Origin of the sequence: Bacillus sp. S2(2019) (assembly GCF_005144805.1) — a bacterium.
In the GTDB taxonomy this organism is placed as follows: Bacteria; Bacillota; Bacilli; order Bacillales; family Bacillaceae; genus Bacillus; species Bacillus altitudinis.
In genome coordinates this window covers 809,805-836,754 of record NZ_SWFL01000003.1, presented here as the reverse complement: position 1 = coordinate 836,754, position 26,950 = coordinate 809,805, and the positions used below count along the sequence as shown (strand labels likewise).

General features: G+C 40.6%; 28 protein-coding genes and 1 other RNA gene. 6 read left to right on the top strand and 23 right to left on the bottom strand.

Going from position 1 to position 26,950, the window contains the following annotated elements:
* Nucleotides 1-43: 43 nt before the first annotated feature.
* From FBF75_RS14660 to csaA, 3 genes are all read right to left on the bottom strand, one after another.
* The gene (locus FBF75_RS14660) at nt 44-1,651 is read right to left on the bottom strand and encodes a glycoside hydrolase family 43 protein (protein WP_136944870.1); all 1,608 of its coding nucleotides are present in this window, start codon (nt 1,649-1,651) and stop codon (nt 44-46) included.
* A gap of 25 nt (nt 1,652-1,676) precedes the next feature.
* Complete coding sequence (locus FBF75_RS14655) at nt 1,677-3,068, bottom strand: glycoside-pentoside-hexuronide (GPH):cation symporter (RefSeq protein WP_007500679.1); 1,392 nt, start codon at nt 3,066-3,068, stop codon at nt 1,677-1,679.
* 518 nt (nt 3,069-3,586) lie between these two features.
* Entirely contained in the window at nt 3,587-3,919 is a 333-nt protein-coding gene (csaA, locus tag FBF75_RS14650) for a chaperone CsaA (protein WP_017367427.1), read from the bottom strand.
* A gap of 265 nt (nt 3,920-4,184) precedes the next feature.
* Here csaA and FBF75_RS14645 point away from each other — a divergent pair, with 265 nt between their 5' ends.
* The gene (locus FBF75_RS14645) at nt 4,185-4,664 is read left to right on the top strand and encodes a hypothetical protein (RefSeq protein WP_007500681.1); all 480 of its coding nucleotides are present in this window, start codon (nt 4,185-4,187) and stop codon (nt 4,662-4,664) included.
* Here the strand turns inward: FBF75_RS14645 and FBF75_RS14640 are convergent.
* From FBF75_RS14640 to FBF75_RS14610, 7 genes are all read right to left on the bottom strand, one after another.
* Complete coding sequence (locus FBF75_RS14640) at nt 4,661-6,286, bottom strand: YndJ family protein (RefSeq protein WP_136944869.1); 1,626 nt, start codon at nt 6,284-6,286, stop codon at nt 4,661-4,663. The two genes, FBF75_RS14645 and FBF75_RS14640, sit on opposite strands and share 4 nt — an antisense overlap.
* Nucleotides 6,279-6,884 (bottom strand): DUF4166 domain-containing protein, encoded by a 606-nt coding sequence (locus tag FBF75_RS14635; RefSeq protein WP_136944868.1) that lies wholly within the window; start codon nt 6,882-6,884, stop codon nt 6,279-6,281. The genes FBF75_RS14640 and FBF75_RS14635 overlap by 8 nt, the downstream gene beginning before the upstream one ends.
* Entirely contained in the window at nt 6,847-7,728 is an 882-nt protein-coding gene (locus FBF75_RS14630; protein WP_048002177.1) for a membrane protein, read from the bottom strand. The genes FBF75_RS14635 and FBF75_RS14630 overlap by 38 nt, the downstream gene beginning before the upstream one ends.
* A 151-nt stretch (nt 7,729-7,879) precedes the next feature.
* On the bottom strand, nt 7,880-8,452 hold the full coding sequence (locus tag FBF75_RS14625; RefSeq protein WP_008346533.1) for a TetR/AcrR family transcriptional regulator: 573 nt from the start codon (nt 8,450-8,452) through the stop codon (nt 7,880-7,882).
* Nucleotides 8,453-8,455: 3 nt separating this feature from the next.
* Nucleotides 8,456-9,175, bottom strand: a complete 720-nt coding sequence (locus tag FBF75_RS14620; protein ID WP_136944867.1) for an MBL fold metallo-hydrolase — start codon at nt 9,173-9,175, stop codon at nt 8,456-8,458.
* 38 nt (nt 9,176-9,213) lie between these two features.
* Nucleotides 9,214-9,690 (bottom strand): GyrI-like domain-containing protein, encoded by a 477-nt coding sequence (locus FBF75_RS14615; protein WP_136944866.1) that lies wholly within the window; start codon nt 9,688-9,690, stop codon nt 9,214-9,216.
* 54 nt (nt 9,691-9,744) lie between these two features.
* Nucleotides 9,745-10,668, bottom strand: coding sequence for a helix-turn-helix transcriptional regulator (locus tag FBF75_RS14610; RefSeq protein ID WP_136944865.1), 924 nt, complete (start codon nt 10,666-10,668; stop codon nt 9,745-9,747).
* Nucleotides 10,669-10,786: 118 nt separating this feature from the next.
* Between FBF75_RS14610 and FBF75_RS14605 the strand changes: the two genes are divergently transcribed.
* Nucleotides 10,787-11,311, top strand: a complete 525-nt coding sequence (locus tag FBF75_RS14605; protein ID WP_081114310.1) for a CcdC protein domain-containing protein — start codon at nt 10,787-10,789, stop codon at nt 11,309-11,311.
* Nucleotides 11,312-11,346: 35 nt separating this feature from the next.
* Here the strand turns inward: FBF75_RS14605 and czrA are convergent, their stop codons facing one another.
* Entirely contained in the window at nt 11,347-11,676 is a 330-nt protein-coding gene (gene czrA / locus FBF75_RS14600) for a Zn(II)-responsive metalloregulatory transcriptional repressor CzrA (RefSeq protein WP_007500691.1), read from the bottom strand.
* Nucleotides 11,677-11,863: 187 nt separating this feature from the next.
* Here czrA and FBF75_RS14595 point away from each other — a divergent pair, with 187 nt between their 5' ends.
* The gene (locus FBF75_RS14595) at nt 11,864-13,189 is read left to right on the top strand and encodes an APC family permease (RefSeq protein ID WP_017367435.1); all 1,326 of its coding nucleotides are present in this window, start codon (nt 11,864-11,866) and stop codon (nt 13,187-13,189) included.
* Between the two features lie 97 nt (nt 13,190-13,286).
* Nucleotides 13,287-13,949 (top strand): lysozyme family protein, encoded by a 663-nt coding sequence (locus FBF75_RS14590; RefSeq protein WP_017359484.1) that lies wholly within the window; start codon nt 13,287-13,289, stop codon nt 13,947-13,949.
* A gap of 35 nt (nt 13,950-13,984) precedes the next feature.
* On the opposite strand, the gene prpB is transcribed toward FBF75_RS14590, so the two are convergent.
* The 4 genes from prpB to FBF75_RS14570 all read right to left on the bottom strand — a co-directional run bounded on the left by prpB (nt 13,985) and on the right by FBF75_RS14570 (nt 18,203).
* Nucleotides 13,985-14,902 carry a methylisocitrate lyase gene (prpB, locus tag FBF75_RS14585; RefSeq protein WP_058336748.1) on the bottom strand — a complete coding sequence of 306 codons (918 nt, stop codon included), beginning with the start codon at nt 14,900-14,902 and terminating at the stop codon, nt 13,985-13,987.
* Between the two features lie 12 nt (nt 14,903-14,914).
* The gene (locus FBF75_RS14580; RefSeq protein WP_136944864.1) at nt 14,915-16,351 is read right to left on the bottom strand and encodes a bifunctional 2-methylcitrate dehydratase/aconitate hydratase; all 1,437 of its coding nucleotides are present in this window, start codon (nt 16,349-16,351) and stop codon (nt 14,915-14,917) included.
* Nucleotides 16,352-16,353: 2 nt separating this feature from the next.
* Entirely contained in the window at nt 16,354-17,496 is a 1,143-nt protein-coding gene (gene mmgD, locus FBF75_RS14575; RefSeq protein WP_019743303.1) for a citrate synthase, read from the bottom strand.
* 167 nt (nt 17,497-17,663) lie between these two features.
* Nucleotides 17,664-18,203 carry a DUF420 domain-containing protein gene (locus FBF75_RS14570; protein ID WP_008346516.1) on the bottom strand — a complete coding sequence of 180 codons (540 nt, stop codon included), beginning with the start codon at nt 18,201-18,203 and terminating at the stop codon, nt 17,664-17,666.
* A 204-nt stretch (nt 18,204-18,407) separates the two neighbouring features.
* On the opposite strand from FBF75_RS14570, the gene FBF75_RS14565 reads away from it, so the two are divergent.
* A complete protein-coding gene (locus FBF75_RS14565; protein WP_019743302.1) occupies nt 18,408-18,914 on the top strand; it encodes a GNAT family protein in 507 nt (168 codons plus the stop codon).
* Between the two features lie 152 nt (nt 18,915-19,066).
* Here the strand turns inward: FBF75_RS14565 and FBF75_RS14560 are convergent, their stop codons facing one another.
* From FBF75_RS14560 to FBF75_RS14525, 8 genes are all read right to left on the bottom strand, one after another.
* A complete protein-coding gene (locus FBF75_RS14560; protein ID WP_007500712.1) occupies nt 19,067-19,858 on the bottom strand; it encodes a LysM peptidoglycan-binding and 3D domain-containing protein in 792 nt (263 codons plus the stop codon).
* Between the two features lie 256 nt (nt 19,859-20,114).
* A complete protein-coding gene (gene recQ, locus FBF75_RS14555; RefSeq protein ID WP_136944863.1) occupies nt 20,115-21,896 on the bottom strand; it encodes a DNA helicase RecQ in 1,782 nt (593 codons plus the stop codon).
* A gap of 135 nt (nt 21,897-22,031) precedes the next feature.
* Nucleotides 22,032-22,217, bottom strand: a non-coding RNA gene (gene ssrS / locus FBF75_RS14550) — 6S RNA.
* Between the two features lie 133 nt (nt 22,218-22,350).
* On the bottom strand, nt 22,351-22,851 hold the full coding sequence (locus FBF75_RS14545; RefSeq protein WP_017367441.1) for a TraR/DksA family transcriptional regulator: 501 nt from the start codon (nt 22,849-22,851) through the stop codon (nt 22,351-22,353).
* 89 nt (nt 22,852-22,940) lie between these two features.
* Nucleotides 22,941-23,588: an SDR family oxidoreductase gene (locus FBF75_RS14540; RefSeq protein ID WP_017367442.1), complete on the bottom strand. Its 648-nt coding sequence runs from the start codon at nt 23,586-23,588 to the stop codon at nt 22,941-22,943.
* 177 nt (nt 23,589-23,765) lie between these two features.
* The gene (locus FBF75_RS14535; RefSeq protein ID WP_008346505.1) at nt 23,766-24,107 is read right to left on the bottom strand and encodes a PH domain-containing protein; all 342 of its coding nucleotides are present in this window, start codon (nt 24,105-24,107) and stop codon (nt 23,766-23,768) included.
* 478 nt (nt 24,108-24,585) lie between these two features.
* Nucleotides 24,586-24,723 (bottom strand): YozQ family protein, encoded by a 138-nt coding sequence (locus tag FBF75_RS14530; RefSeq protein ID WP_017359491.1) that lies wholly within the window; start codon nt 24,721-24,723, stop codon nt 24,586-24,588.
* A gap of 49 nt (nt 24,724-24,772) precedes the next feature.
* Nucleotides 24,773-24,985 (bottom strand): DUF6501 family protein, encoded by a 213-nt coding sequence (locus FBF75_RS14525; protein ID WP_017367443.1) that lies wholly within the window; start codon nt 24,983-24,985, stop codon nt 24,773-24,775.
* Nucleotides 24,986-25,196: 211 nt separating this feature from the next.
* Here FBF75_RS14525 and FBF75_RS14520 point away from each other — a divergent pair, with 211 nt between their 5' ends.
* A complete protein-coding gene (locus tag FBF75_RS14520) occupies nt 25,197-26,681 on the top strand; it encodes an aldehyde dehydrogenase family protein (RefSeq protein WP_136944862.1) in 1,485 nt (494 codons plus the stop codon).
* Nucleotides 26,682-26,950: the final 269 nt, after the last annotated feature.

Genomic DNA, 26,950 nt, shown 5'->3' with positions numbered 1-26,950 from the left:
AATACATGTTAAAGAGAGACAGCCTTTAGAGTGTTGTCTTTTTTTATTCAGTTGTTTCTTCGTATCGAAAATACTTAAAATCGGCAGGCAGACGCTCGCCGCTTGTGTCTTGGCACTGCATTCCGACAAAAGCCCCTGTAAAGAACCCCCCTCCTCGAATAAAATCATCTGATAAATGAGTCGATTCAAGCGGTACATCTATTTTTTCCCACTCTTGTTGATCAAAAGAATAAGAATACGCGTACGTCTCTCTCTTAACGGTCACTTTTAAATACACATACGGAATCTCGTCTGGGATGATGATTTTTTTGATTAGCGGCTGAGAAAAGGCCAGATTTTCACACACAGATAATTCAAGGATACGGCCAAGCGCCTCGTCATAAGTCACCTGAAGTGCAGTCCAATTTTCCGTATTATAATAATTCACAAGACCTGCCGCTTGCTGAAAGTTTTTCGGAAAGAAGGAAACCGCTGTCTCTGCTTCAAAATAAAAGCTTTGCCAGCGCCTCGCAACAAACGCTTGGGTAAATTTAGACGTTAAAGATTCCTGCCCATACAGCCTTAAATGATGAGCATTTTCCGTCACTGAACCAATCTGATCCGTAAATGGGATTCTTAATGTTTGGAAATGTCTATTTAACGATGAATCTTTAAATTCATCGACTATGTGATAGGTTGGAGAGAACTCTTTTACGCTCATCGCAGGCGCTTCAACCTCTAGAAGCCCCTCTTTTCCGCCTACCACATACGGCCAGCCATCTTTCCATTCAAGCTTTTGTATGGCTGTCTCTCTTCCTAAAGGACACCAGCCTCTTTGCTGAAAAATGGATTCCTTACTTGAATGAATTGGGCGGCCAGTCAGATGAGCCAAATACCATTCATTTGTATGCGTTTGTACAATGGAAGCATGCCCGCATTTTTGTAGTGGATGGCTAGGCGCATGAAAAGCCGTTAAAATTGGGTTGTCAGGATGAACCTCGTACGGCCCATCAATACGCGAGGAACGGGCGATTGTGGCTGCATGTTCGTAACGTGTTCCCCCTTCAGCTGTTAATAAATAATAGACATCATTGATGTAATAAAGATGCGGGGCTTCTGTCAGTTTGATTGGCGTGCCTTTAAAAATGACCTTCCGCTCACCGACCAGTTTTTTTTCAGATACACTATATTCCTGCAAGGCTATACCTGCAAAGGAGTGATGTTTTTCTCGATGGTCCCACAGCATATTCAACACGTATTTCTTTCCGCTTGGATCATGGAACAAGGAAGGATCAAACCCAGAACTATTGAGCCGAACCGGATCGCTCCACTCACCATCTACTGCATCAGCTGTGACCAAATAATTATGACCATCCTTAAACGGACCATCTACTACTTTAATATCTGAATAGATGAGCCAAAACTGACCATCCGCATAACTTAAACACGGTGCCCATACCCCGCCGGAATCAGGATTTCCTTTCATATCGAGTTGAGAAGTTTTTTGCAAGGGACGCGCGGCGAGCCGCCAGTGGACGAGATCCTTCGAGTGATAAATTTGCACCCCCGGGAACCATTCAAATGTAGAAACCGCCATGTAATAGTCCTCTCCCGCACGGCAAATACTTGGGTCAGGGTTAAATCCTTTGAGCACTGGATTAGTAATCTTCAATTGAACTTCCTCCTCTTTCAGAGAACTACATTTTAAAATCGTCCATATGATCGATATACACCTTGTCTCTATTCTCAAGCTCTCGTATGACTTTTTTATGTTTTTCTTCATCTAGGTTATAAAAATTAATATCAACCATCGCTAAAATGAGTAAGCATACAGGAATCACCGTTGTCGTGATTAAAATGCCCAGTAAAGCTTCTGGTGTTTGCACTTGATTTGCAATATAACCAAATCGGTCAAGGACAAGCCCTGGAACGATGCCGCCTAAGGCCATCCCAAATTTAAAGAAGAAGCCAATCACTGCGTAAATCAGTCCACCCATTCTTTTCCCTGTTTTATATTCGCCATATTCAACGGTTTCAGGAATGAGTGCCCACATGTAAGCACCTGCTGTAATACTCCCTGCAGCCGCAACGAGCCTGAAAATAAGTATTAAAGTGATTTGACTCGGCGGGATCACAAGTAAGGCAAGAAGGCCTACAATATTCAGCAATAATGAATAATTCAGCAGCTTTTTCTTTCCTAACAACTTGTGTAGCTTAGGAATAAACGGCAACACCATTAAAGCTGGCAGACTGCCAATCAGGCCGTACCACTTCACTAAATCTTCTCTGCCGAGGTTATACGTCACATAATAGATCCCGACTGAGTTACTGATCGAGTTCACACCAAAGATAATGATAAAGAAAATGCTTAACACAACAAGCGGACGATTCACTCGTAACTGGACAAAGAGATCACTGAACTTGATCTTTTCCTCTGGCTTTTGAAGCGTGACGCGCTCATTCGTACTTTTAAAACAGAAAATCAGTAATCCGCCCCCAAGTACGCCGAGAAATGCCATCGTGATCTGCCAGCCAAGTGCTGTATTTCCTGTCGTATCACTCAAAAACGTCGCAAGAAACGGAACAAAAAAAGCAACCACTAAACCACCAAGATTTGCAAAAAGCATACGAACAGACGTAATACTGACGACCTCTTGGTTATTTCTTGTCATTGCGGAAGTTAAAGCACCATAAGGAACATTGATGAACGTGTATGTAAGCGATAAACCAACATACGTGATGTACGCATAAATGAGTTTTCCCATTTCGGAAAAATCCGGTGTCGTAAAACAAAGAATGGCAAGAACGGCAAAAGGTAACGCACCAAATAACAAATAAGGTCTAAACCGGCCAAAACGGCTGTTCGTTCGGTCAACCATCGCCCCAATAAACGGATCTGCAAGCGCATCAATGGCCCGAACCACCAAAAACATCGTCCCTGCTGCTGCTGCTGATAATCCATAGACATCCGTATAAAAAAATAATAGATACGTAGAGACAGTTGCATAAATTAAATTACATGCGAAATCTCCTGAAGCATACCCCACTTTTTCAGACATACGAATCTTCTTTAAATTCTCACTCACCATGAGTTTTCTCCCTTCTTCACTTAGCCTCTTCTAGCGGACAGATGGTGCAGGGCAGCAGCAATCAATAGGTCGAAAAATAAAGCGCTTTCAATTTGTTGTAAAAATGAAGCTGAACATCTCTTTCTTTCAGCTTAGCCCACACAGCAGCAAATCATTCGCTTTAAACAATAGATCAATAGATGATCGCTATCTTAGTTTATCGATTAAACAAACTAAGATGAATTCATTTTATAAAATATGATCTGACTTTTCAATATTTTTCGAAAAAATAATCCAAATAATTGATTTCTTGTCATTTTTTCTAAGATATGAGGAGATGAACCTTCTTTTTATATTCCAAAAACAAAGAGAACTCAAATAATGGTTGCATTCATACCAATCCCATGCTATATTAATCAAGCGATGAGCTGAATTGTGTAAGTCGGGTAACACGTCTCTTTGAGACACACACGAATGTGGCGTGTGGTTATTCCGCCTCAATACGCAAAAGACATCTTCTGATGAAGATGTCTTTTTTCTTACCCTATTTTGGTGCCATTTTCAACCGGCTCATCTGTGGCAAGCAGGACAACGTCTTCTTTTGACGGCATGCCTCCTAAGACAAGCACCTCTGATTTAAACCCGGCAATTCTTCTTGGCGGGAAATTGACCACTGCAATAATTTGTTTCCCAGTGAGATTCTCAGCCTGATAACGTTTTGTCAGCTGTGCACTAGATTGTTTTATGCCAATCTCATCCCCAAAGTCAATCTTCAGCTTGAAAGCAGGCACTCTCGCTTCTGCAAAGAACTCTGCTTCTACTATCGTCCCAACACGAATGTCTAATGCTAAAAACTGTTCAATATCTGCCATTAGAATCTCTCTCCTTTCAATCTTTCATAAAAAAGGTCACATTTTTCTTCTGCTGGATGACCACTTGTCTTCCACTAATTTCTTTATTGTAGCACACCCTACTCTTCTAAAAGAAAGGGTTAAAAAGACTATTGATTGAAAATTTTCACTGTTTACATAATAAATTTATAGTAGTCTATTAAATATTTGCATCATGAAAATGAATTCGGTAAAATGGCAAATAATCCTACTGCTTCCTCTCGAATATTTCAGGGAGGGTTAACACTTGTTTACATTATCAGATATGTGGACGTTTTGCTGGTCGTTTTTCGTCATTCTTCCTATCGTTGCCATCTTGCATCAGCTGGGCCATATTGTGGTCGCATGGCTGTTTGGAGCAAAGGTTTCGTTTGCGCTTGGCAGAGGTAAAAAAGTATTGAAAATAGGCGTCGTTGAAATTAGAAGAATCTATTTTCTAGATGCTTTTTGCCATTATGAAGAAATGAGGAGAAATAACCGTTTCTCACACATTCTTGTCTACTTAGGCGGATCATTATGCAACCTGCTCAGTGTTCTCATATTGAACACAATGATCGCCAACGATTTCCTGCCAGAACATCAATTTTTCTATCAATTTGCTTACTTCTCAGTCTACTATGTATTTTTTGCACTGCTGCCAGTCCAGTATGCAGATCATCATCCGAGTGATGGGCAAGCGATTGTGAACATCATTCGGCACGGTGAACCATGTGACATCATTGATTAAAATGAGTGGCTTTCACTGTCGATTTGATACTGAATCGTTAAAAAAGGAATGCCGAATAGCTTCATTTGATGAATTGCTGTGAGACTTTTTTCCGTCTCCGGTTTCATATGAAAGCTTTCTTCCATTGGCAGTTTCATGGTGATGAAAGACGTATGCAAATACAATCCTTCATCACCCGTACTGCCATTTGGACTTTTACTTTTTAATAGAAAATCTTCCTTTTCATTCAAAGGTTTTAAAATAGCCGTAAGCTGTGAAAAAGGAAGCGGCAAAGCAATATTCATATAGACTGTCTCTTCATCATGGTGCTGGGCATAGAGCGCATAAAAGACTTGCTCGCCTTTCTCATTGCGCCTGATCCACACACGTACATTCTTCCTTTCTTCAAGAGGATGTTGAAATCTTGAAAGACTCCCCGGCATTTCATATGGCATTCGTGATGACCCTAAATAGAGCTGTCCTATTTGTCTAAAAACAGGTTGAAGCAAAAAGACAAACGGCCTTACCCACCAATGAAAACAGACGGCTGCTTTTAACGTAAAGGACATCGGGTCCTCATAAAATCTGCGAATAACAGGTGACACACTCTCTGCTGAAAATGCCTTTCCATTTAATTGGTCAAGAGAATCGACTAAACCAATCTTCTCATCATGCTGCATGTGGTCATGTTGAAAAGACATGACCTGAAAACGACCGTGAACTCTCGATACCGGAAAATCCTTCTGTTTCAATCGATCAGCTGGTCTTTCAATCAACCACCCAATGAGACCTGGTAAAATAACCAAACTTGCATTGATACTGCCATGAAACCAAATCATTTGATCCATGCTGATGTAGGTAACATGTAAAAGCATTCCGGCAGAATAAAGGAATGATAGGACGATGGTTCCCATTAACATGATGCTAGAAAACACAACGAACCCTTTTGCGACAGTTGAACGAAAAGAAGTTTTCATACACAAAATTCCATACAAATAAAGTGCGATCACATACAAAATGACGCTGAACGTATCAAACAGGCGAGAATAGTTGATTCCAACAGCAATCATCACTGGCGACAGTAAAATAACCCAGCCGCCCACTTTGTATAGCGTCGTCTCTTTTTTGCGCTGCCTCCCCAATAATCCATAAAAGATAGGGATAAAAAAAGCCGAATAATGAAAATGAATAGCTGTCAAAAGAACAATCATCGGTGAAAATGTCATCACTTGTATATCTGCTATGTACAGCCAGAACCAAAGCCCACCTAGAGCGATATACATACATGCGCCATCGATCATCAGCTCATGAAGCGGATGGGCCCCTCTTTTCAGCAAACGGGTGAAACCAAATAAAGCCAGAATCATTGTAAAGAAAAGCCATCCCAATGCAAGCCAAAGAGAATGATAGATGAATGCGCCTGTTGCACATAGAGCTGCTACTGGAAAGGCTTTCATTATGAAACCGATCAGCCCCTTCTGCTGCCGTTTCTTCTCTTCCTGATAAAAAAAGTGTAAGAAAGCGGGAAGAAAAAATAAAATCGCGATGAGAACAAAAAATTCTGGTATGGGAGCTGTCGTCAAACGTGTAACGAGAAAGCAGGACATCAACACGATGCTACACATCAAATGCCATTTATTCATGAGGTGACACCCTTTCCGTAAACCGGCCCTTATAAGTAAAAAGAGTGCCAAAAAGGCGATTTTTCACTTGAACATCAATCGTATACTCACCTGCACGCTCATCGTACCCTTCTGTTACATCAGATTCACCATAAAGCCAAGAAGGGAGCGGCCACTCCCGCCCAAACAGCAAAAACCTTTGCTTACCTGATTGAATGTGCAAGAACCCTTTTTCCGTGACTGTAAAATGAAGCTCTGACACAAGAAGCCTAGGTTTTCCAAAGTAGTCTAGTACTTGATGGCTCTTCTGATCAATGATCATATCTGCATCAAAATGTCTTTCCTTGTCAGGAAAATAGAACGTTCGAAACCAGTGCATCCCTTCTTCTCCCTTACTTGTCGTAAAAGGCTTGTTCACAATTTGGAAGGGAATATTTCGCCCTCTTTCAGGAAAAAAACAGCGAAACAATGGGCCGATTTTGAATAACAATCGGATGAGCTTTGTCCCGCCTCCTATTTCCTCCATGATGCCTTCAGCCGTAAACGCGCGGTTATAACGTTCTTTTAATGTTGGATGCAACTTATCGTAGTCCTTTACTTGATGATGATGAACGACCATGTCTACCTCCCCTTTTTCGTTTGATCGAAAACACATCTACACAATCTTTTAAGTTGATCATTCCTGCAACAGATAAAATCAAAAATGCACTCAGCACCAGCGGCTCGTGCAGAGTCGTTTCTGGCGATAAAATCCCGCTACCAAGCATCAGCAGCAGAAAGATGCTTTGAAGGATGAATATATATTTCTTTGGAAGCTTAGGCATAAGCCATGATACGCCTAATAGCGCATAAAACAATCGAAATCCGGTGCTATGTTCAAAAGCAGAAGGTGAAAAAGGAATGATCGCTTGACATAACCAGACGATAGCAAACAACAAACAAATGCCATAATGGGCAAGTGTTCTCTCTAGCAGCAACCGGGGATGCGTGCCCTTTTCAAGCCACGTCTTTAATGCGCCAAAGCTAAAGGCAGTCATAAACCCCATCATTGGTCGAAAAAACAAACGGTCTGCCCATTTCCACCCATTTCCTTCCTTTGTTTCATAATCAAATTGCGTTTGAAACACAATGTGATCATTCGTTTTCATGTATTTCCAATACCCTCCGCCTTCTTTGATGAAAGACAAAGGGTGTGATGATTTAAATTGAAGTGAGGATGCTCTTTCATGACGTTCATCCTTCACGCTCGTTCGATACGCTCCTGTCCCAGTTACACTAATGCCGAATCCAAGGTGTTTCTCATACAAAAAGGATTGGGGCTGTTCATCACTAGGTCCATTTAATGAAATGGTCGAAAATCGCAAATCCCATTGTTCATGAAGCTTTGGATTTTGCGTATACTCCCATACTTTTTCAATAGGTGCTTGAATGGTTGTTTCCACATAAACAGGCTTTCTTTTCATCTGCCTCTACTCCTCTATGTGAATTATTTCACATAATAAGCATACCATGTTTCACAAAACTGTCAAATCTTTATTGGTTTTTTGCCCAAAAAATGTTTTGATTTGTTTACATCTCCTTCATCATATCGGTTCGATACATAAAAAAGACCTGTCAATGAGACAGATCTTCTTGCTCTTTGATGCCTGCAATATAAAGACGGACCGCATAGCTCACACTATCTTCAAGCTGTTCTTTCCGTTGAAATCCTTTTTTGTTTGAAATATCTCCAAAACCGTGCAGTAAGCTTCTGAGCCCTCTCACGACATGCGTCATGTCCTCTTCTTTTACACCAAAACGAGACATGATGGATTGGACAAAATCAGCAAGATTCTCTGCAGCCACACTGACTTCTTTTTCATTCATATGTGAAAAAGCAGCCTCATAAAGACCGGGATGCTGACGAACAAATTGAACATATTGTCTTGCAAATGCTAAAACAGCGTCTTCTTTTTCCAGCCCCGCTGTTACTTGTTTGCCGGCCTCACAAAGCATTGTCAGCCCCTTGACAGCAAGAGCTGCCTGTATTTCATGAAGACCAGATATATGGTTGTAAAGAGATGGTGGTCTGATGTTAAGCCGTTTGGACAATGTAGCAATAGTCAAAGCGGAAAAGCCCTCTTCATCGACAAATTCGATGGCAGATTCAACAATTTTTTCTTGTGTGATACCCATTCTTGGAGACATGGCTTACTGTCCCCCCTTTTGTAGCTGCTGCTTCCTTTTTTCGATAGCGGCTCTGAGCTTTGCCTCAGGCTCTATGATGAGATCACCATGCCCTGCTGCGAGACAAGACAAGGGAAGTGCCAGTAATTTTTCAGCGCTTTTTAGTGCTGTTTCTGCATCCCAAGTGGCAAAAGCCGGGAATGGGAAGGTCAAGCGAAACTCACCCGTTACAAATAAACCGCCTTTTGTCACAACTGCATCACCCGCAATGACAACCCCTGACTTTTCATCGTATAAAGAGATGCTTCCTGGTGTATGTCCTGGTGTGGCAATGACTTTCAGTGACCCAATCTCGCCCCCTTCTTCAACAAGCACGTCTGGTTTTGTGTGAATGTCTTTTGAAAAACTGCCTTTGACTTTTTTCTTCGGCTCACCAGGAAGTAAAGAGAAATCGCCAGCAAACAGGCGAGCATCTCGTTTCGATAAATAAACAATTGCCTCTGGAAAAGCCTTTTTCACTTCATCTAGTGCGCCAATATGATCCATATGACTATGAGTCAGAATAATTTTTTTAATGGGTTTGTTTAATTGATGTGCAAATTCAATTATTGAGCTTGCTGCCATTTTCAAAGCTGCATCAATTAAGATGAGTTCATTCTCTTCCTCAAATACATAACAATTTACCGGAAAAATACGCGGCATTAATGTAAGCTGGTGCAAACGGTCAAATGTTGTCAATCTCATCTTGTTTTCCCCCTAAAACTAATGTCGTTAGTTTTATATTAACTAATAGTATTAGTTTTAGCAACTATTTTTTCATCGACAGTAATATAAATATCAATTTGCGCTTCTTTTGGATCAATCGATCGTTCGTCGTACCATTCAAAATCGCCAGTATATGTTCGCAAATAACGCTGATCCCAACTCCAAATCTGCTGCCATGTTTCAAACACAACCTCTTCAATCGGGCCCTTTCTCGTTTGAAATCTTGCGTAGGTGGAGCCTGGAATCTCTTTTGCATCTTGTGCTAGCTGCTGGTCAACCAATTGCCCCGCTGTGAACAAATAAGCGCCATTTTCATCCTTTTCATAATCTGAATACAGCCCTATGACTGGCGCATGTCCTCCGCGAAGCTGCTGCGTGAAAAATTGCTGCCAAAGCGGTGCAATCTTCCGCTCGTTTGTTTGCTCCATTTCATTTGTTGTTCGAACTGATAATCCCTTGATCCATTGTTTCTGTAAAATCACGATATCGTACATACATTCTCATCTCCTTTTTTTCCATCATATAAAAAGAAACCTGACAACATTGTGTCAAGTTCCTTTTGGTTTTTGAAATTGTTTCAACTTGAGATCAAATGCTTCCCGAACGGATAGCGGAGAGACAATCTCGATATCTGGCCCTAAATAAAAAAGAAAGCTATATAACCAATCATCCTGAGGCAACGTGATTGTGGCAAGATACGTACCATCTGCACATACGGTGAATTCATTTTCATCTATCCATTCCTTCACTTTACCAACAGAATCTTCAGTCAACCTGAGCGTTAGTGTACTGACGGAAGGTTCTTCGTGCCAAGAATCATTCCAAGGCTTTTCTTCATTTTTTATTCGTTTAGGAAGAAAAGATAATGAATGGGTGATAAGGTCTGACATTCTTTTGAGTTTAAACAGGCGAAACGCTTTTTTCACGCAGCAATACGCATACAAATACCAGTGTCTTCCTTTTAAGACAAGTGTATAAGGCTCTACTTTTCTAGGAAGTGTTTCGCCTTTTGCATTGCGATAGGTGAACTGGATATATTGATGCGCTGTGGCAGCGGTATGAATGAGCTGGAGCTTCTTTTCTAAATAGCTGTCTTTCCCCCAAGAGCTTAAATCAATAAATACATGTTGCTGTTTTTCATTTTGAGGCGGAATCAGGGATTTCATTTTCTTTAGAACATGTTCACTTTCTTTAAAGGTGTATGCACTCGTAATGCTTTCAAGAGCTGTTAAAATCAGTTCAATATCATCATCGGTGAATAATTTTTTCTCTAGACGATAGTCGTCAACGAGTGAAATTCCACCCCCTGCACCTTGTTTTGTGACAACTGGAATCCCCGCTTGATTAATCGTATCAATGTCACGGTATATGGTTCTTACGCTCACTTCATGTAGTTCAGCGAGGTCTTTCGCCTGTACTTGCCGTTTGCTAATTAGTATCATCACAATGGACAAAATGCGATCGATTTTCATGACTTTTCCTCTTTTTCATAAATATAGGTTTTGATTTGATAAAAAAAGAAAGAATGGTAATGATAAGTAACAGCCAGCATTCGTTTACATCCCTGCCTGTGCAGGAGGAGGTTGCATCATGACACATCACGTATGGCAGTTGTTCATGATCGGGATCGTCATGCTCGTCTGGATCATCATTCGAATGAATCGAATGAGACGCTATCAGCTTGTGCGCCCGGTAAATCTTTTCATGAGAATGTATGTATTTAGTCTCACTGCCCTTATTCTCTTATCAGAAGGATGGCAAAATCAAAGTATTTTTATCTATGCCGTCATTGGCATGATCTTCGGGAGCAGTCTCGCCGTTCACGCCTATCAGACGATTCAGATGAAATTAGAAAATGGCCGGCTGTATATGAAAACAAGTAAATGGATTGAAAGCTTTATTTTATGTTTGTTTTTATCTAGGCTTGCATTTAAATCGGTCAATCTGACAACACATGCGATCACCAAAATGGATATCGTTGAATTGTATCAGCATATTGTCAGCGATGATGCGTTGACAATACTCAGCTTTTTCCTTCTAGCGGCTTACTATATTGTGTTTTCTTATCAAATGATGAAAGCAAATAAACGATCAACCCAAGTACATCATGCATAAAAAACCTTCCTATATAAAAGTAGGAAGGTTTTTTCTCAATCATGCTGTGCATGGTGTATCATTTGTTCAAGCACTTCCATCACATGCTGATCTTCAGGACTGTAAAAAATCGAGGTCCCTGCTCGTCTAGATTTCACGAGACGAAGATTTTTTAAAAAGCGCAGCTGATGAGATACGGTTGATTGCATAAGGTTTAGTGTTTCTGCTATATCATTTACTGAATGTTCACCTTGAGACAGCAAATGCAGAATACGAATACGCGTCGGATCAGATAAGGCTTTAAATGTTTGGGAGACAAGAAATAGACTTTCTTCGTCCAGCTCCATCCGTTCCTGTTCTTGATTTGTATTCAGTTCTTCCTTCATTTCGCTTCACCTTTCTTGTCAGTCAACTCACGACTTATTCTATGTATCATCATATACCAAAACGTGTAGCATGCAAAGCTTCCACACCTTTTGAAAAAAGATTTATTCAAATAGCATTGACACGTGGTAGCATTCTTTTTAAAATGAGCATTATTTATACATTTTTTTAGAGGAGCTGATAGGCAAATTGACTGAAGAGCCAAGACTAAAACGCAGCCTGACTGTTTTTCCGCTTGTTGTGATCGGGCTTGCTTATATGGACCCACTTGTCGTATTTGATTCATACGGCATTGTTGCTCAGCTGACGAAAGGACACGTTGCTGCAGCTTATATCTTTACTTTACTGGCATTACTATTGACAGCGCTTAGCTATGGGAATATGGTGAAGGCTTTTCCAAAAGCAGGATCTGCATATACATACGCGCAAAAAAGTATTCATCCTCACGTTGGCTTTCTTGTAGGCTGGACACTATTGCTAGACTATTTATTTTTGCCTATGGTGAATTTTGCAATCGGAAGTGCATATTTAACCGCAGCCTTTCCTGATGTACCTCATTACATTTGGATCATCATACTTGCTATCGCCATAACGACTGTCAATGTAATCGGTATACGTCTTACAGCCAACATTACAGCGCTATTTGTGACCTTTCAGGTGATTGTCGCTGTTACATTTGTTGGGTTTATTATTTATGGGCTCACGCAGCATGCAGGCACGGGAGAGTTACTGTCAACCCGTCCGTTTTATTCAGCGAGCTTAGATCCCGCCCTTATTTTTTCCGGCGCAACGATTTTATGTTTTTCTTTTCTAGGATTTGATGCGATTTCGACCATGTCTGAGGAAACAATTAAGCCAAAAAGAACGATTCCTCTCGCCATATTTTTAACGGTCGCTATTGGAGGTGTGCTGTTTACCCTTACCTCTTACTTTTTACAGCAGGTGTTTCCAAATTTTCAACAGTTCAAGCATCCAGATGCGGCATCACTTGAAATTGCGGAATTTGTGGGCGGCGCGTTTCTCCACTCATTCTTTTTAGCCGGCACCATGGTCGCTGTCATCTCTTCCTCCCTATCATCACATGCAAGTGCCGCAAGACTCTTGTATGCGATGGGAAGAGATCAATCATTACCAAAGCGTTTCTTCGGTTATATTCACCCAACATTGAAAACGCCTGTATTTAATATTTTATTAATTGGTGTTTTTTCGTTAACCGCAGTTGTTGGTGAGCTTGAGGTCATTTACTCGTTTATCAGCTTCGGGGCATTAATTGGATTTACGTTTGTTAACTTGTCTGTTTTCGCTTACTATTTCATCAAACAAAAACAAAGAGGTGTATTAAACACACTGAGGTATGCCATCATCCCTCTTTGCGGAACGGCTTTTTGTATTTGGCTCTTAACAAGCATCAGTACAAATGCATTAATCATTGGCATGGTGTGGCTCATGATCGGTTTTGTTTATTTCTGCTATAGACTGAAAACAAGAACAGAATTTACGTTTGGCTATGATTGAATATAAGGTTTTCACTTGGTATCCTGTGCAGGATATGGCATAATATAAAGGCTGTACTTCCCTTTTAAAAGCGGGGCAAAACAGGGGTGAACTGACCTTGAAAAAGAAAAAAACAGGATGTTTTGCCATTTCAGGCTGTTTCACGATTTTTCTGTTTGTTTGCGTATTAGCGGCCATTGTCATTTCCTTTAATCAAAAGGAGTTAAAAAAGCTGCCGATTGATACGGAATCAATTGTTTTGTCGAGATTGGATGATTACAAACCGCTTGTAGAAACAGAGTTAAGAGATCAAGATTTAGATCAATATACCGCGTTAATTCTCGGTATGATGTATCAAGAATCAAAAGGCAGAGGCGGAGATCCAATGCAGTCCTCTGAATCTCTTGGTTTGAAACGAAATGAAATCAATGACCCTCAGAAAAGCATTAAACAAGGAGTCCATCATTTTTCGACCATGTACAAGCATGGGAAGAAAAAAGGCGTTGATTTGGAAACCATTATTCAAAGCTATAACATGGGAATCGGCTATATTGATTTTGTTGCAAAAAACGGGGGAAAACATTCCGAAAAATTGGCAAAGCAATACTCCAAAAAGCAAGTGAAGCGAAACCCTGAAGTCTATACATGCGGGGGCGACAAAGATAACTTCCGCTATCCGTATTGCTACGGTGATTTCACTTATGCTGAAAAAGTAAAAGAAAAAACGAAAACAGTTGAAGAAAAGATGAAATTGGCTTCATCATCCACACCATCATCGTAAAAAAAAGCACTTCCTAAACGGAAGTGCTTTTCATTTTATGAATGCTCTTTCCCGATTTCCGGCAGGATCGTTTTGGCTAAATGCTGATCCATTTCTTCATATTCATCATAATGAATCGTTTCATATAGCTCTTTTCTCGTTTGCATGTCCTCCAGCATTCCCTGCTGCGTCCCTTTTTCCTTAATCTCTGTAAATAAACGCTCATACGCTTTTGCAGCAACTCTCAGGGATGACACTGGATAAATCACCATTTGAAAGCCAAACATAGAAAATTCGTCTGTATGATAATAAGGTGTTTTTCCAAACTCCGTCATGTTTGCAAGAAGCGGCCCTTTTATATTGTTTGAAGCATACGTGAAATCTTCTGCTGTAATCAGCGCCTCGGGAAAAATGGCATCTGCTCCTGCTTCTAGATAGAGATTAGCCCGGTGAATGACATCCTCCATCCCGTTTACTGACTTCGCATCCGTTCTTGCGATGACGAGAAGTGTAGGTGCCGCTTGTTTGATCGCTTTGATTTTCGCCATCATGTCTTCTACAGAAACGAGTGATTTTCCGTTTAAATGTCCGCATTTCTTCGGCATTTGCTGATCTTCAATTTGAACAGCCGCTACCTTGCTCTCCACCATTTCTTTTGCTGCCCTGGCTGCATTTAATACACCGCCATAGCCAGTATCCATATCTACTAAAAGAGGCAGCTGAGAAGCTCGAATGATTTCCTTTGCCTTTTCCGCCATTTCAGTGGAATGAATCATACCGAGGTCAGGAAGCCCTTTGCTTGCGCAAAAAGCGGCACCCGATAAATAAAGCCCTTGAAATCCCATTTTCCTCGCATAGAGCGCAGACATTCCATCGTGAACGCCTGGAATTTGAAATAAAGCGGATTTGTGCATTTGCTCTTTAAAAGCTGCGGCTAAGTCAGCTTGATTTACTTCATCATTCACGATCCACACACTAGCTCCCCCTTATATGACAAATAAGTCCATAAATGCTGGTACTGTCGTTGTTTTTAATTGATTTGGATTTTGACAAAGTGAAACAATTTGATCGACTTGTTTTTGTGGAAATCTCGTTTTCAAATGATACACCCATTTCTTTTCAAGCAGCGGGATCCCTTCCTGCCTTCTTCTGCGATGACCAAGCGGATATTCAATTTCGATTCGATCTGTCATCGTTCCGTCTTTAAAGAAGATTTGAACACAGTTTGCAATTGATCTCTTTTTCGGATCTAAATAGTCTTCTGTATACCGTTTATCTTCTTTCACGATCATTTGATCACGCAAACGGTCAATGAGCGGATTCTGCGCCGTCTCTTCTTCATAATGATCAGCGGTCAGCTCACCATAGATTAACCCAATGGCCGTAATATACTGCAAGCAATGGTCACGGTCTGCCGGGTTGTAAAGCGGTCCTTTTTTATCAATAATTCGAATGGCTGATTCATGTGTCGTAATCTCAATCCTGTCAATCTCATCTAAACGGTCTTTTACCGCGTCATGTAGAATGACAGCGGCCTCAGCGGCAGTTTGCGCATGAAATTCTGCTGGATAGGCAATTTTAAAGAGTACATTTTCAATCACATATGACCCGAGCGGCTGGGCAAGTGTGAGTGGTTTTCCTTTCATTAACACATCTTCAAACCCCCACTTTTCTGCACTGAGGGGCGTTTGATAGCCCATTTCTCCTTTCAATGTCATCATCGCTAGTCTCACTGCACGGCTTGTGGCATCCCCTGCTGCCCACGATTTCCTTGATCCTGTGTTCGGGGCATGCCGGTACGTTCTAAGCGGTGAATTATCCACAAATGCTTGTGATAACACATGCTGCACATCTTCTTTCGTTCCGCCAAGCATTGCACAAACGACTGCACTTGATGCCACCTTGACAAAAAGAACATGATCCAAGCCATTTCGATTCAAACAATTTTCTAAAGCAAGCACACCTTGTATTTCATGTGCCTTTACAATCGCATGCAGTACGTCATTCATCGTTAGCGGTTCTTCTCCGTTTGCAAGCCTCGTTCTGCTGATATAATCGCTTACAGCCAATATCCCGCCCAGGTTATCTGATGGATGGCCCCACTCCTGTGCAAGCCACGTGTCATTATAATCTAACCAGCGGATCATACATCCTATATTAAACGCCGCTTGAACAGGATCTAATACAAATGAAGTGCCGGGCACTCTTGCTCCGTTAGGGACAACAGTTCCAGGTACGATTGGTCCAAGATGCTTTGTACATTCTGGAAAGTTGAGCGCCAGCATACCGCAGCCGAGTGTATCCATGAGTACATACCGAGCTGTTTCAATGGCCTCTTTGCTCGTAATTTCTCCATCCACGGCATAAGCTGCGATGTCTTCTAATAGTTGATCTGTTTGATTGGCTACTGCTGTTTTATTCATCTTCATTCCCCCGTTTTTCCATCATCATTTGAGACTTTTAATCCTCTTGGTCCTAAATACCGTACTCTCGGTCTAAAAATCCGATTGTGTGAATGCTGCTCGATGACATGCGCTGCTAATCCGCTTGCTCTCGCAGCAAAGAAAATCGGTGTATAAAGTGAAATAGGAATGCCGAGCACGTAATAAATAGGTGCTGCGTAATAATCAAGGTTTGGATAGAGGTTTTTCTTTTCTTTCATGTATGCCTCGCCTGCGACGCACATGTCATAAAGCGTCGTGTCTCCTTTTGATTCGGTAAGCGTTTTCAACGATCGTTTTAAAAGTGCCGCTCTTGGGTCCATTTTTCTCATGTATACCCGGTGTCCAAAGCCCATCATTTTTTCTTTTGCGGCTAATTTACGTTCGATGAGCGCAAGGAAACCTTCTGTTGTTTTGCCTTCGAGCAGCATGTGCATGACTGCTTCGTTTGCGCCTCCGTGTAAGTCACCTTTTAATGAAGAAATCGCTCCAGTAAAAGCACCATACATGTCAGAGTGAGTAGATGCAATGACTCTTGCTGCAAATGTTGAATTCGGCAGCTCATGCTCACTATAAAGCGTGAGCGTTTGGTCAAATGCTTTGATTTCGTCTTGTGCCGGAGTGCGGCCTGTTAACATCGCTAGAAAGTTTTCAGTGTAGGATTTGGTCTGGTCTGGAGTAGGTGTGGTGTCTTGTGTGAGAATATGATAGCTTCCCGCAACAATCGCTGGCAGCTGGCCAAGTAATCGAACGGCACGCGCTTGTTGGCATGCTTCTGATCGATCATTCAGTTGTTCATCGTACCCTGCAAGAGCAGATAAACACGTTCTCATGGCATCCATTGGGTGAGTGGTTTTTGGCAGTTTTGTCAAAATGGTTTGAATGGTTGGATGTAAGCTTGTTTGTGAGGAAATATCTTGCTGAAATTGGTGATATTCCATTGCATCTGGTAATCTTCCATAAATGAGCAGATAGGCTGTTTCTAAGTACGTCTTGCTTTGTGCCAGCTCGATGAGGTCATAACCGCGAATCACAATTTCTTCTTGCTGGACATCTAGGAACGAAATTGACGTTTCGCTTGCCACAATGTCTTCAAGCCCCGGTTTGTACTGCAATTGTTCAGTCATCATATAACCCCCGTTTCGTTCAATTGTGTTCTCCAAACGAGCAAACGGCCAGACATGATGTGATTCTATAGGTGGGAAGATACCGTGCAAGTCGGATACCCAATTCCCATTTTATCCAAAGCACTTCATCTTGTAAATAAAAGAACGTATGTCCAGATGGACATACGTTAGCTGTAATATGGAGAAATCATAATATATACGATGACACCTGTTAGACTGACATAGAGCCAAAGAGGCATGGTCCATCTGGCAATTTTACGATGACGTTCGACTTGCATTTGTGCGCCTCTAAAGAGAGTGATCAGTGCAAGCGGTACAATGACGGCAGATAAGACGATATGTGTGATGAGAATAAAGAAGTAAATCGGACGAATGATTCCTTCTCCCCCGAAGTGTGTATCAGCTGCCATTGAATGATACGTCACATACGAAATTAAAAAGACAAGTGTTGTTGAAAAAGCCGCAAAGATAAATCGTCTATGGGCTTTAATGTTCTTTTGTTTAATCATAATGAGCGCTGAAAGTAAAAAGATAAACGTAAAACTGTTCATCACGGCATTCAGTAACGGCAGAAATGTAATATCCAGATGACTAAATTTATCTGTTTTTGGCATGAAAAATAATAAAGCAATTAAGCCGTTTATGGCAATTGTTAAAAAGACAACAATGCCGGTGAAATTTTTCGGTTTTTGATTCTGTTCGTTCATGTTTGAAAACCTCTCTTTATTAGTTCCGACTAAGAGTATGTTATTTAACTTTCTCTCTAAAGTCAATGAATTCGCTGTCTTCGTCGAATTTTAGACAAACTTGCCGATTGCCTGCCTTCTAGCGGCTTGAAAGATCCACACACTTCCTTTAGAATGGGAATTTGTGTGGTTTTTATCAACTCTTCTATGAAAGGAGCAATAGACTTGTCAATCTTACAGGAAACAACAAAAGATGTGAAGACATTAGAGCAAGAATTACAGCAGTTGCAGTTCCAAATGTATCGAATGCAAGAAAATATAAAAGATATTTCAAAAAAAGCAAAGATTATTGGCATTGATCAAGCGAAGGAAGATGAATGGATGATCGTCTCTGCAATTGAGAATGCAGAGACGTGCAAAATCATGTTAAGCGATTGTGAAAAAGCTTTTCGCGGACAATCTGATTTTTCCTTGATCGCGGAATATCCTGAAGAAGGAAAGATTCACATTGCCGATATTAAAGGCCCGCCTGATAATGGCTATGGATCAATTTGTATGAAGCATTTAAAAGAAATCGCAAGAGAGCAAAACATTCCAGTCATTACTGGGGATCTCGTCAAAAGAGATTGGAACCATGTGGACCGCCTGATTCATTTTTATGAAAAACACCATTTTGATGTCCAAATTAATTGGAAAGAGCAAAGCGGAGAAATTTATTGGGTGGACAGCTAACGACACAAAAACCAGCGTTGAGATGGGCTTATACGCTGGTTTTTGTCGAAAATGCGAATTTTTCAGAAAAATATGTGTATTTTTGCCCAAAAAAAGGTATAATAAAAGCATCAGGCCGCCACCTGATGCTTTCTTCCAAAAACAATAGACTACTAGTTAAGTACTTTCACTTTGACTGATTTTACGCCCCAATTTTTAGCTTGGGATTTGCTTGGTACGTGTACATCAATTTTGTTACCTTTAATTGCGCCGCCAGTATCTGCTGCGATGGCTTCACCGTAGCCTTCAACATAAACCTTACTTCCTAATGGAATGACATTAGGATCTACTGCGATTACTTTTGCATTTGGGTTTTTGTTTAAGTTTACCCCTGTTGCAGTGATACCTGAGATGCCACCATCATTTGCTGTATAAGCCGTAGCCGTTACAGTCATTTCTTTTTGAACACTTTGACTAGCAGAAGATGATTCTGCTTTAGCTGTTTCCTTTTTAGGAGCAGCTTTTTTCGTTGTTTGCTCTTTTTGGACAGGTGCCTGTTTTTGAACAGGTTCTGAGCTTACCGGAGCTGAGCTTTGACCAGCAACACTTAATGTTGAACCAATCATAATTATATCTGAGTTTAAGTTATTCCAAGACTTAATATCGCTAATTGACACATTGAATTTTTGAGCGATTTTCCAGAGGCTGTCCCCCTTCTGGACTTTGTACTGCTCCTGAGTTTTCTCTTTTGAAGAGATTGTCAATTTATCTCCTACATAGATCATGTCTGTAGATAAATTGTTCCAACCCTTTAGGTCCTTTAGAGACACATCATTTTTTTGAGAGATTCCCCAAAGTGTATCACCTTTCTGTACAGTGATTTCCTTTGCAGAAGCTTGCTGTGCTCCTAATGCTGTTGTTGAGATTGCTGCAACAGCAACCAAGGACATAATAGTCTTCTTCATAAAGTAAATCCTCCCTTGTTAGCTTTTTATGGCGGCTAACGAGTGCTATCGTAACATATGTAAATGTCATTTCAATAACAAAACGATATGTTTTAGATTACAGTTCCTTTACATGAAACATCTCTCTCCATTGGTAAATCAGCCCACTAAATGGCTCAATTCCGCATCATATCAAGGTTTTGTAGGGATGGAAATCATCATGATGAAAACGCGTCCAAGTGAAACGAAAAAAATTTATTTTCCTTCTTCAAACTCTTTAGTTTTTCTCTTTTTCTATAAATAAACGAATTTCTTCTAAAAAAACATCTCCATATTTCTCTCTTTTTTGTGCGCCGACACCTTTAATATTTAAAAGTTCTTCTTCTGTTTTAGGCTCTACTGCTGACATTTCCTTCAATGTTTGATCAGAAAAGACAACAAATGGCGGAACGCCCTGCTCTCTTGCCAACTTCATTCTGACCATTCTTAACTGCTCAAATAATGCATCATTTTCTTGAATAGCCTCTGCCTTTATCGCCTGCTTTTTATAGACGGTCTCCTGCCCCACTAGCACTTTCTTTCCTTTTTGTGTCACTTTTAGTGTTGGAAAAGCTCCTTCAGACATGTGTAAATACTCTTCTGTAATTAAAAATTCAATGAAATCACTAATATGTTGGGCTGAATGCTGTTTCATTAAAGCATAAGTAGGAAGCCGGTCGAAACCAAAATCAAGTACTTTTTTGTTTTTAGAGCCGGCTAATACTTGAGCTATCATCATTTTTCCGAATCGTTCGTTCATTCTAACGGTACATGACAAAACCATTTGTGCTTCTCTCGTGACGTCTTCACGCTCTCTCTCGTCTAGACAGTTGCTGCATTTTTGACAAGGGGCACTTGATGATTGGTCAAAGTAATCCATCACAAATTGCTGAAGGCACTGTTCCGTATGACAGTAGTCTACCATTTGTCTCAACTTGAGCAATTCATGCTGATACCGCAATTCATCTTCTGTTGATTGTTCAATGAGAAAGCGCTGCACGCGTACGCCTTGCGGTGAAAACAGCAAAATACATTCACTTTCAAGCCCGTCTCTCCCGGCACGTCCTGCTTCTTGGTAGTAACTTTCAATATCTCTTGGAATTTGATGATGAATGACAAAACGTACATTAGACTTATTAATCCCCATACCAAATGCAGATGTAGCTACCATTACTTGAATATCATCATTTAAAAAAAGATTTTGCTGTTCTTCTCTGACTTCATCATCTAATCCTCCGTGATAAACACCCGCTTTGATCTTTTGCTTTTTTAGACGATGATAAATTTGATCTGCTTCTTTTCGTGTGGCTGTATAAATAATGCCTGACTCAAGACTGTTTTTCTTCATATATTGTGTGATGAATTGGTCGCTGTTTTGCCCTTTCACCACTTGAAAAGACAAATTTTCTCTAGCAAAACCAGTAAAGATTGTTTCTTCTTCGTCCATGCCAAGCTGCTCACATATATCCTGTTGGACTTTCTTTGTAGCAGTGGCTGTTAATGCTACAATAACAGGCCTTTTTGAAAGCTTGTTTACACATTCTTGTATAAAGCGATAGCTCGGTCTAAAATCATGTCCCCACTCAGATATACAGTGCGCTTCATCAATAGCCATTAAAGGAATCGTCAATCGATCAAGCAGCTGAAAAAAACGTTCATTTTGTAAGCGTTCAGGGGTGATATAAAGCAAATCATACTCCCCCTGTTCACATTTTTTCAGCCTTGTATTCATTTCACCTGCTGAAAGTGTACTATTTAAAAAGGACGATCGTATTCCCATCTCATTTAACGCATCAACCTGATCTTTCATTAAAGAAATAAGCGGAGATACAACGATTGTCGTTCCTTCCATCATAAGAGCAGGAATCTGGTAGCAAACCGATTTCCCTCCGCCTGTCGGCATAATGCAGACCGTATCCTTCCGTTTATTCACAATCGATTCAATGGCTTGTTTTTGTCCTTGTCTAAAAGTATCAAAGCCATAATATTGTTTAAGAAGTGCTTCTGCTTGTTGTAACATCCAATTCCCTCTCCGTCGTTTGTTTTGTCTATTTTAACATACATTTGTACAACCACATTCGGTCTGTTCAAAATCGTCTTTTGGACAAAATAAAAAGCCATTTTCCAAAAATGGAAAATGGCTTGAATCATCCTAGGAAAAGCTGCGGATGCCGTAATCTAAGTAAGAAAGTTTTAAACCACCACTCCTCAAAGTGGGTGTTTGCAGAAACGTTCCTGTCTTCCTCTCGAAGGAGGCGTGACATTCCGGCTTCAATATAAAACTCCCTATTACAGCTTAAAGGTTAAAACTTAATTAACATTACGCGCATCGCAGCCTTTAAACTATACTACACGAAAGTTTATTAAATTTCAAGATATGTTTTTTCTAAAAAAATACTCATGTATACAAGATTTTTGTCCATGTAGACGGGGAAAAACATTATGTTGAGAAAACATAAATTCCTCTCATCATGTTATTTTTCCTCATCTACATCAACATCTTGCTCTTCTTCTAGCCTTTCATACGTATCTGAATGTAATTGATCCATTGTTTCTCTATTTGTTAAATCACGCATTTGCTCAGAGAACGAACGGTCAAATTCATTTGGATCTTGATTGGTTTCTTCATTTTTCTTTGCATCAATTGAATAACGAGTATAGGGTACTGCTTTCAAACGTTCATATGGAATGTCTTTTCCTGTTTTTTCACAAATTCCATATGTTCCGTCTTCCATCCGCTTAAGCGCCGCATCAATTTCACCTTCGAGCTGATCATCGACTTGATCCAGCGTCTGTTCGGTCATGCGGTCTAAATAGATGCTTCCGTGATCTGCGATATGGTTTCCAACACCATTTGAAATCTCATTCGATTCGGCCAGCATGGATTCTTCTTTCTTTTTTGATCCTTTCACATCTTCTTTTAATTGAATAAGTCTTTCATATAAATCAGCTTTTTGCTCTTTCGTTAAGCTCACGGTCAATCACTCCTTTCTCTTTACCTTCCCGCTCCATGCGAAATGAAAACATCAAAAAAGCCGCCGCCTTTGGCAGCAGCTTTCTTCATTTAAAGATTGCGAAGTGCTTCTTCTACTGGTGTATCACCTTTGATTAAGTCAAAAGCTTTATTTTTCACATTGGATTCCGTTAAGCTTTCCACTAATACAGTGGCTACATCTTCTCTTGAAATCTCAATGTCACGATCGTCTGGAATATGAGCCGCTGCTTCTATTTTCCCTGTCTTCTCCTCATGCAGCAGTGCTCCTGGCCGCACAATGGTGTAAGAAAGACCAGACTGTTTTAAATGTTCATCGGCTTTTCTTTTCGCTTCATAATAAATCTCCATACTACCTTGTCCTTTTCCTTGATGAGGATCGTCGGCATTATAAGAACTCAGCATCACAAAATGCTGAATATTTTCTTTTTTGGCTGTATCTACGAGGCGTTTTGCCCCCTCTTGATCAACAGCGATGGTTTTATCTGCACCTGTTTTTGAGCCTGAACCAGCTGCAAAGATGACAGCTTCTGCTTGCTTCACAGCATCTGTCACATCCTTTTCAAGATCACCGATGACAGGCGCTGCCCCAAGTTCTTTTAGCGCATCTGCTTGTTTTTCATCTCGAATGAGAGCAAGTGGCTCATGTCCTTTTTCTTTTAAATATCGAATGACAAGTCTCCCTGTATGTCCGTTTGCTCCAGCAACTAATACTTTCATTGTTCATTCTCCTTTCTGTATCTGTTTCATCTTTATCCTTTTTTGATGTGATTCAAACACACGAATAGAAAAAAGCCTTTCCCGCTGTAATGGGAAAAGCTCAAGAGATGTGCGATAGATAAAAATAAGAACAAAGAATGAGAAAAGTGCATGTGATCTATGTAATCGCATCGTTGATCAGCAAAGATGTTTTGTTAAAATGGCCTGCACGTCACTCAAATCTGTATCTTTAGAAAAATCGAGTTCAAATACTTTTGAGCTTGTAACAAGCAGCATACCAGTGTCCTGATCAAACACGCCAGCTTCTTGAATGGCAAAACTTTCTATTGATCGATACGGCAAGGAGACCCTGACTTTCTTTTTAGAAAATACGCGGTTATCGCCAAAGATCAGTCGTTTATTAGTGAAACAAATTTGGTCGTGACGCAGTCTGTAAACAGCCTCAATTCTTTCTCCTTCAATTAATAAGGATTCGAATTTTTTATGATCATTTTGTTTACTGACAGAAAAAATACCCACGTAAACCCCCTCTTCCTGCATCAAATTCCTTTATGACAAAACGGCCACACGGCTCTGTGGGTACGTTTTATTCTCACTTATAGAATACGCTATAAATCGTCGTTATTCCATTACGAATAGATTAAATTTCATTTAACTTTTTCTTTTTGATCCGATGCTCTTTCCTCTACTTATTTAGACTGTTAAAGCAGGAAAAAAGTTTCATTTTTTTTCAAGAAATCATTCGTTATGGGACCATAAAAAAACAGTGATTATGTAAAATCACTGTTCAGCGTGTAGACAAACCCTCGCATTCTTTGTCATTCCTGCGCTCTGGTGCTCACGAATGGCAAATTCGCTCCGCAAAAGTAGCTGTCCTTCCTAGACTTCAAAGGTTTTCTATCACGCTGAAAAGAAGACAAAGGGCTAAAATAAAGTTCATTTTAGCCCTTTGTCAACAATCTGAACAGTGATTATGTAAAATCACTGTTTTAAATGACTATTCATCTTTTGGGGTATCAATCGTTCCTTCGGCATACACATCAGAAATCTGCTCAAGTGTAATCGCCATATCAGCATCTTCATTGTCATGCCAAGCATTTTGATGTTTCTGCTCTTCTTGCTGTTGCTTTTTCATCTTCATCACCCTTTACTGTTTTTCTTAGTATGAGTGATGACCATCAAAATCATTCAGCAGAATTGTCTTCGAAATACTCTTTGTAGTACCCGCCTACTTTACCCGTATTATCAACGACAAAGAGGAATTCCTCTGTTTCATTTTTCACATCATATGTGTGTCCAACCGTTAATGCCCGGTCAACCATATATTTTTTCGCATTTGTATGTACACATTTTACTTGTTTTACCGTTTCAGCCGTTTGCCAGTTTTGATGGATCATGATTTAAAAACTCCTTTTTTCATCTATACATTTATTGTAGCCAATTTTTCGTGAAATGCAATGAGTGTTATCGATTGCTTTCAAACATGTCGTGTAATATGATAAATGTATACGTTTACAAATGTGTGCGTATACAAAATGCTTCATGTCCACTTTTTCCACCTAGAACTCGCAGAACAAAACCCATATCTTTAAGGAGGTTTGTTTATTTATGAGCTCTACAACACTTCAAATCAGTTCAAAACTCGAATCTTTTCTCCAAGGGACGAAAAAACTCTACATTAACGGTCAGTTTATCACAAGTCATGATAACAAAACATTCTCTACACCTAACCCTGCCACAGGAGAAACCCTTATTGATGTATATGAAGCAGGTGCAGCCGACATTAATGAGGCAGTAAAAGCTGCTAAAAAGGCGTTCCATGGACCTTGGCGTTCTATGTCTGCAGCCGAACGTGCCCGCTTGATGTTTAAGCTGGCAGATTTAATGGAAGAACACCAAGAAGAACTGGCCCAGCTGGAAACACTTGACAATGGAAAACCAATTAATGAAACAACCAATGCGGATATCCCTCTTGCCATTGAGCACATGCGCTATTATGCAGGGTGGACCACAAAAATGACTGGACAAACCCTTCCTGTCAGCCAGGGATATTTTAATTATACCCGCCATGAGCCTGTTGGCGTTGTGGGACAAATCATTCCTTGGAACTTCCCGCTCCTCATGGCCATGTGGAAAATGGGTGCTGCACTAGCAACAGGCTGCACCATCGTTTTAAAGCCAGCTGAACAAACACCGCTATCTGCTTTATATTTAGCTGAATTAGTGGATAAAGCCGGATTCCCAGAAGGCGTGATTAACATCGTTCCTGGATTTGGTGAAACAGCCGGTGAAGCATTAACCGATCACCCTGATGTCAATAAGCTGGCTTTCACTGGATCAACAAGTGTTGGGAAATTGATCATGGAAAAAGCAGCCAAATCCATCAAGCGTGTTACTTTAGAGCTTGGCGGAAAATCGCCGAATATTATTTTACCAGACGCCGATTTAAAGAAAGCCATTCCAGGTGCATTAAACGGCGTGATGTTTAACCAAGGCCAAGTGTGCTGTGCAGGATCAAGGGTCTTTGTGCACCGGAGCCAATATGATGAAGTTGTCGATCAAATGGCTAAATATGCGACATCCTTAAAACAAGGAGCTGGTCTTCATCATGATACCCAGATTGGGCCTCTAGTGAGTAAAGAGCAGCATGAACGTGTGTTAGGTTATATCGAAAAAGGGAAGTCAGAAGGTGCAACAGCCGTAGTCGGTGGTGACTGCCCTTATGAAGCAGGCTATTTCGTCTCCCCTACTGTCTTTAGAGATGTAGAAGATGAAATGACAATCGCAAAAGAAGAGATCTTCGGTCCAGTTCTATCTGCGATTCCTTACGATTCCATTGATGAAGTGGTCGAACGGGCCAATCAATCTGACTATGGGTTAGCGGCAGGACTTTGGACAGAAAACTTAAAGCATGCCCACGATATCGCTGCACGCCTAGAAGCAGGAACCATTTGGGTCAACTGCTATAATGTCTTTGATGCCGCCTCCCCGTTTGGCGGATATAAACAGTCAGGCCTTGGCAGAGAAATGGGATCATATGCCCTTAACAACTATACAGAAGTCAAAAGCGTGTGGATTAATCTGCAAGACTAATCATTTAAGAAAACCGATGACGATGTCATCGGCTCAGATTGTTGACAAAGGGCTAAAATGAACTTGATTTTAGCCTTTTGTCTTTTTTTCAGCGTGATAGAAAACCTTTGCAGTCTAGGAAGGACGAGTACTGGAGCGAATTTGACATTCGTGAGCACCGGAACGCAGGACTGACAAAGAATGCGAGGGTTTGTCGACACGCTGAGCCGGTGACGATGTCATCGGCTTTTTTTGAGCTGTCATGTGACAGGCCGACTCCTGAATATAGT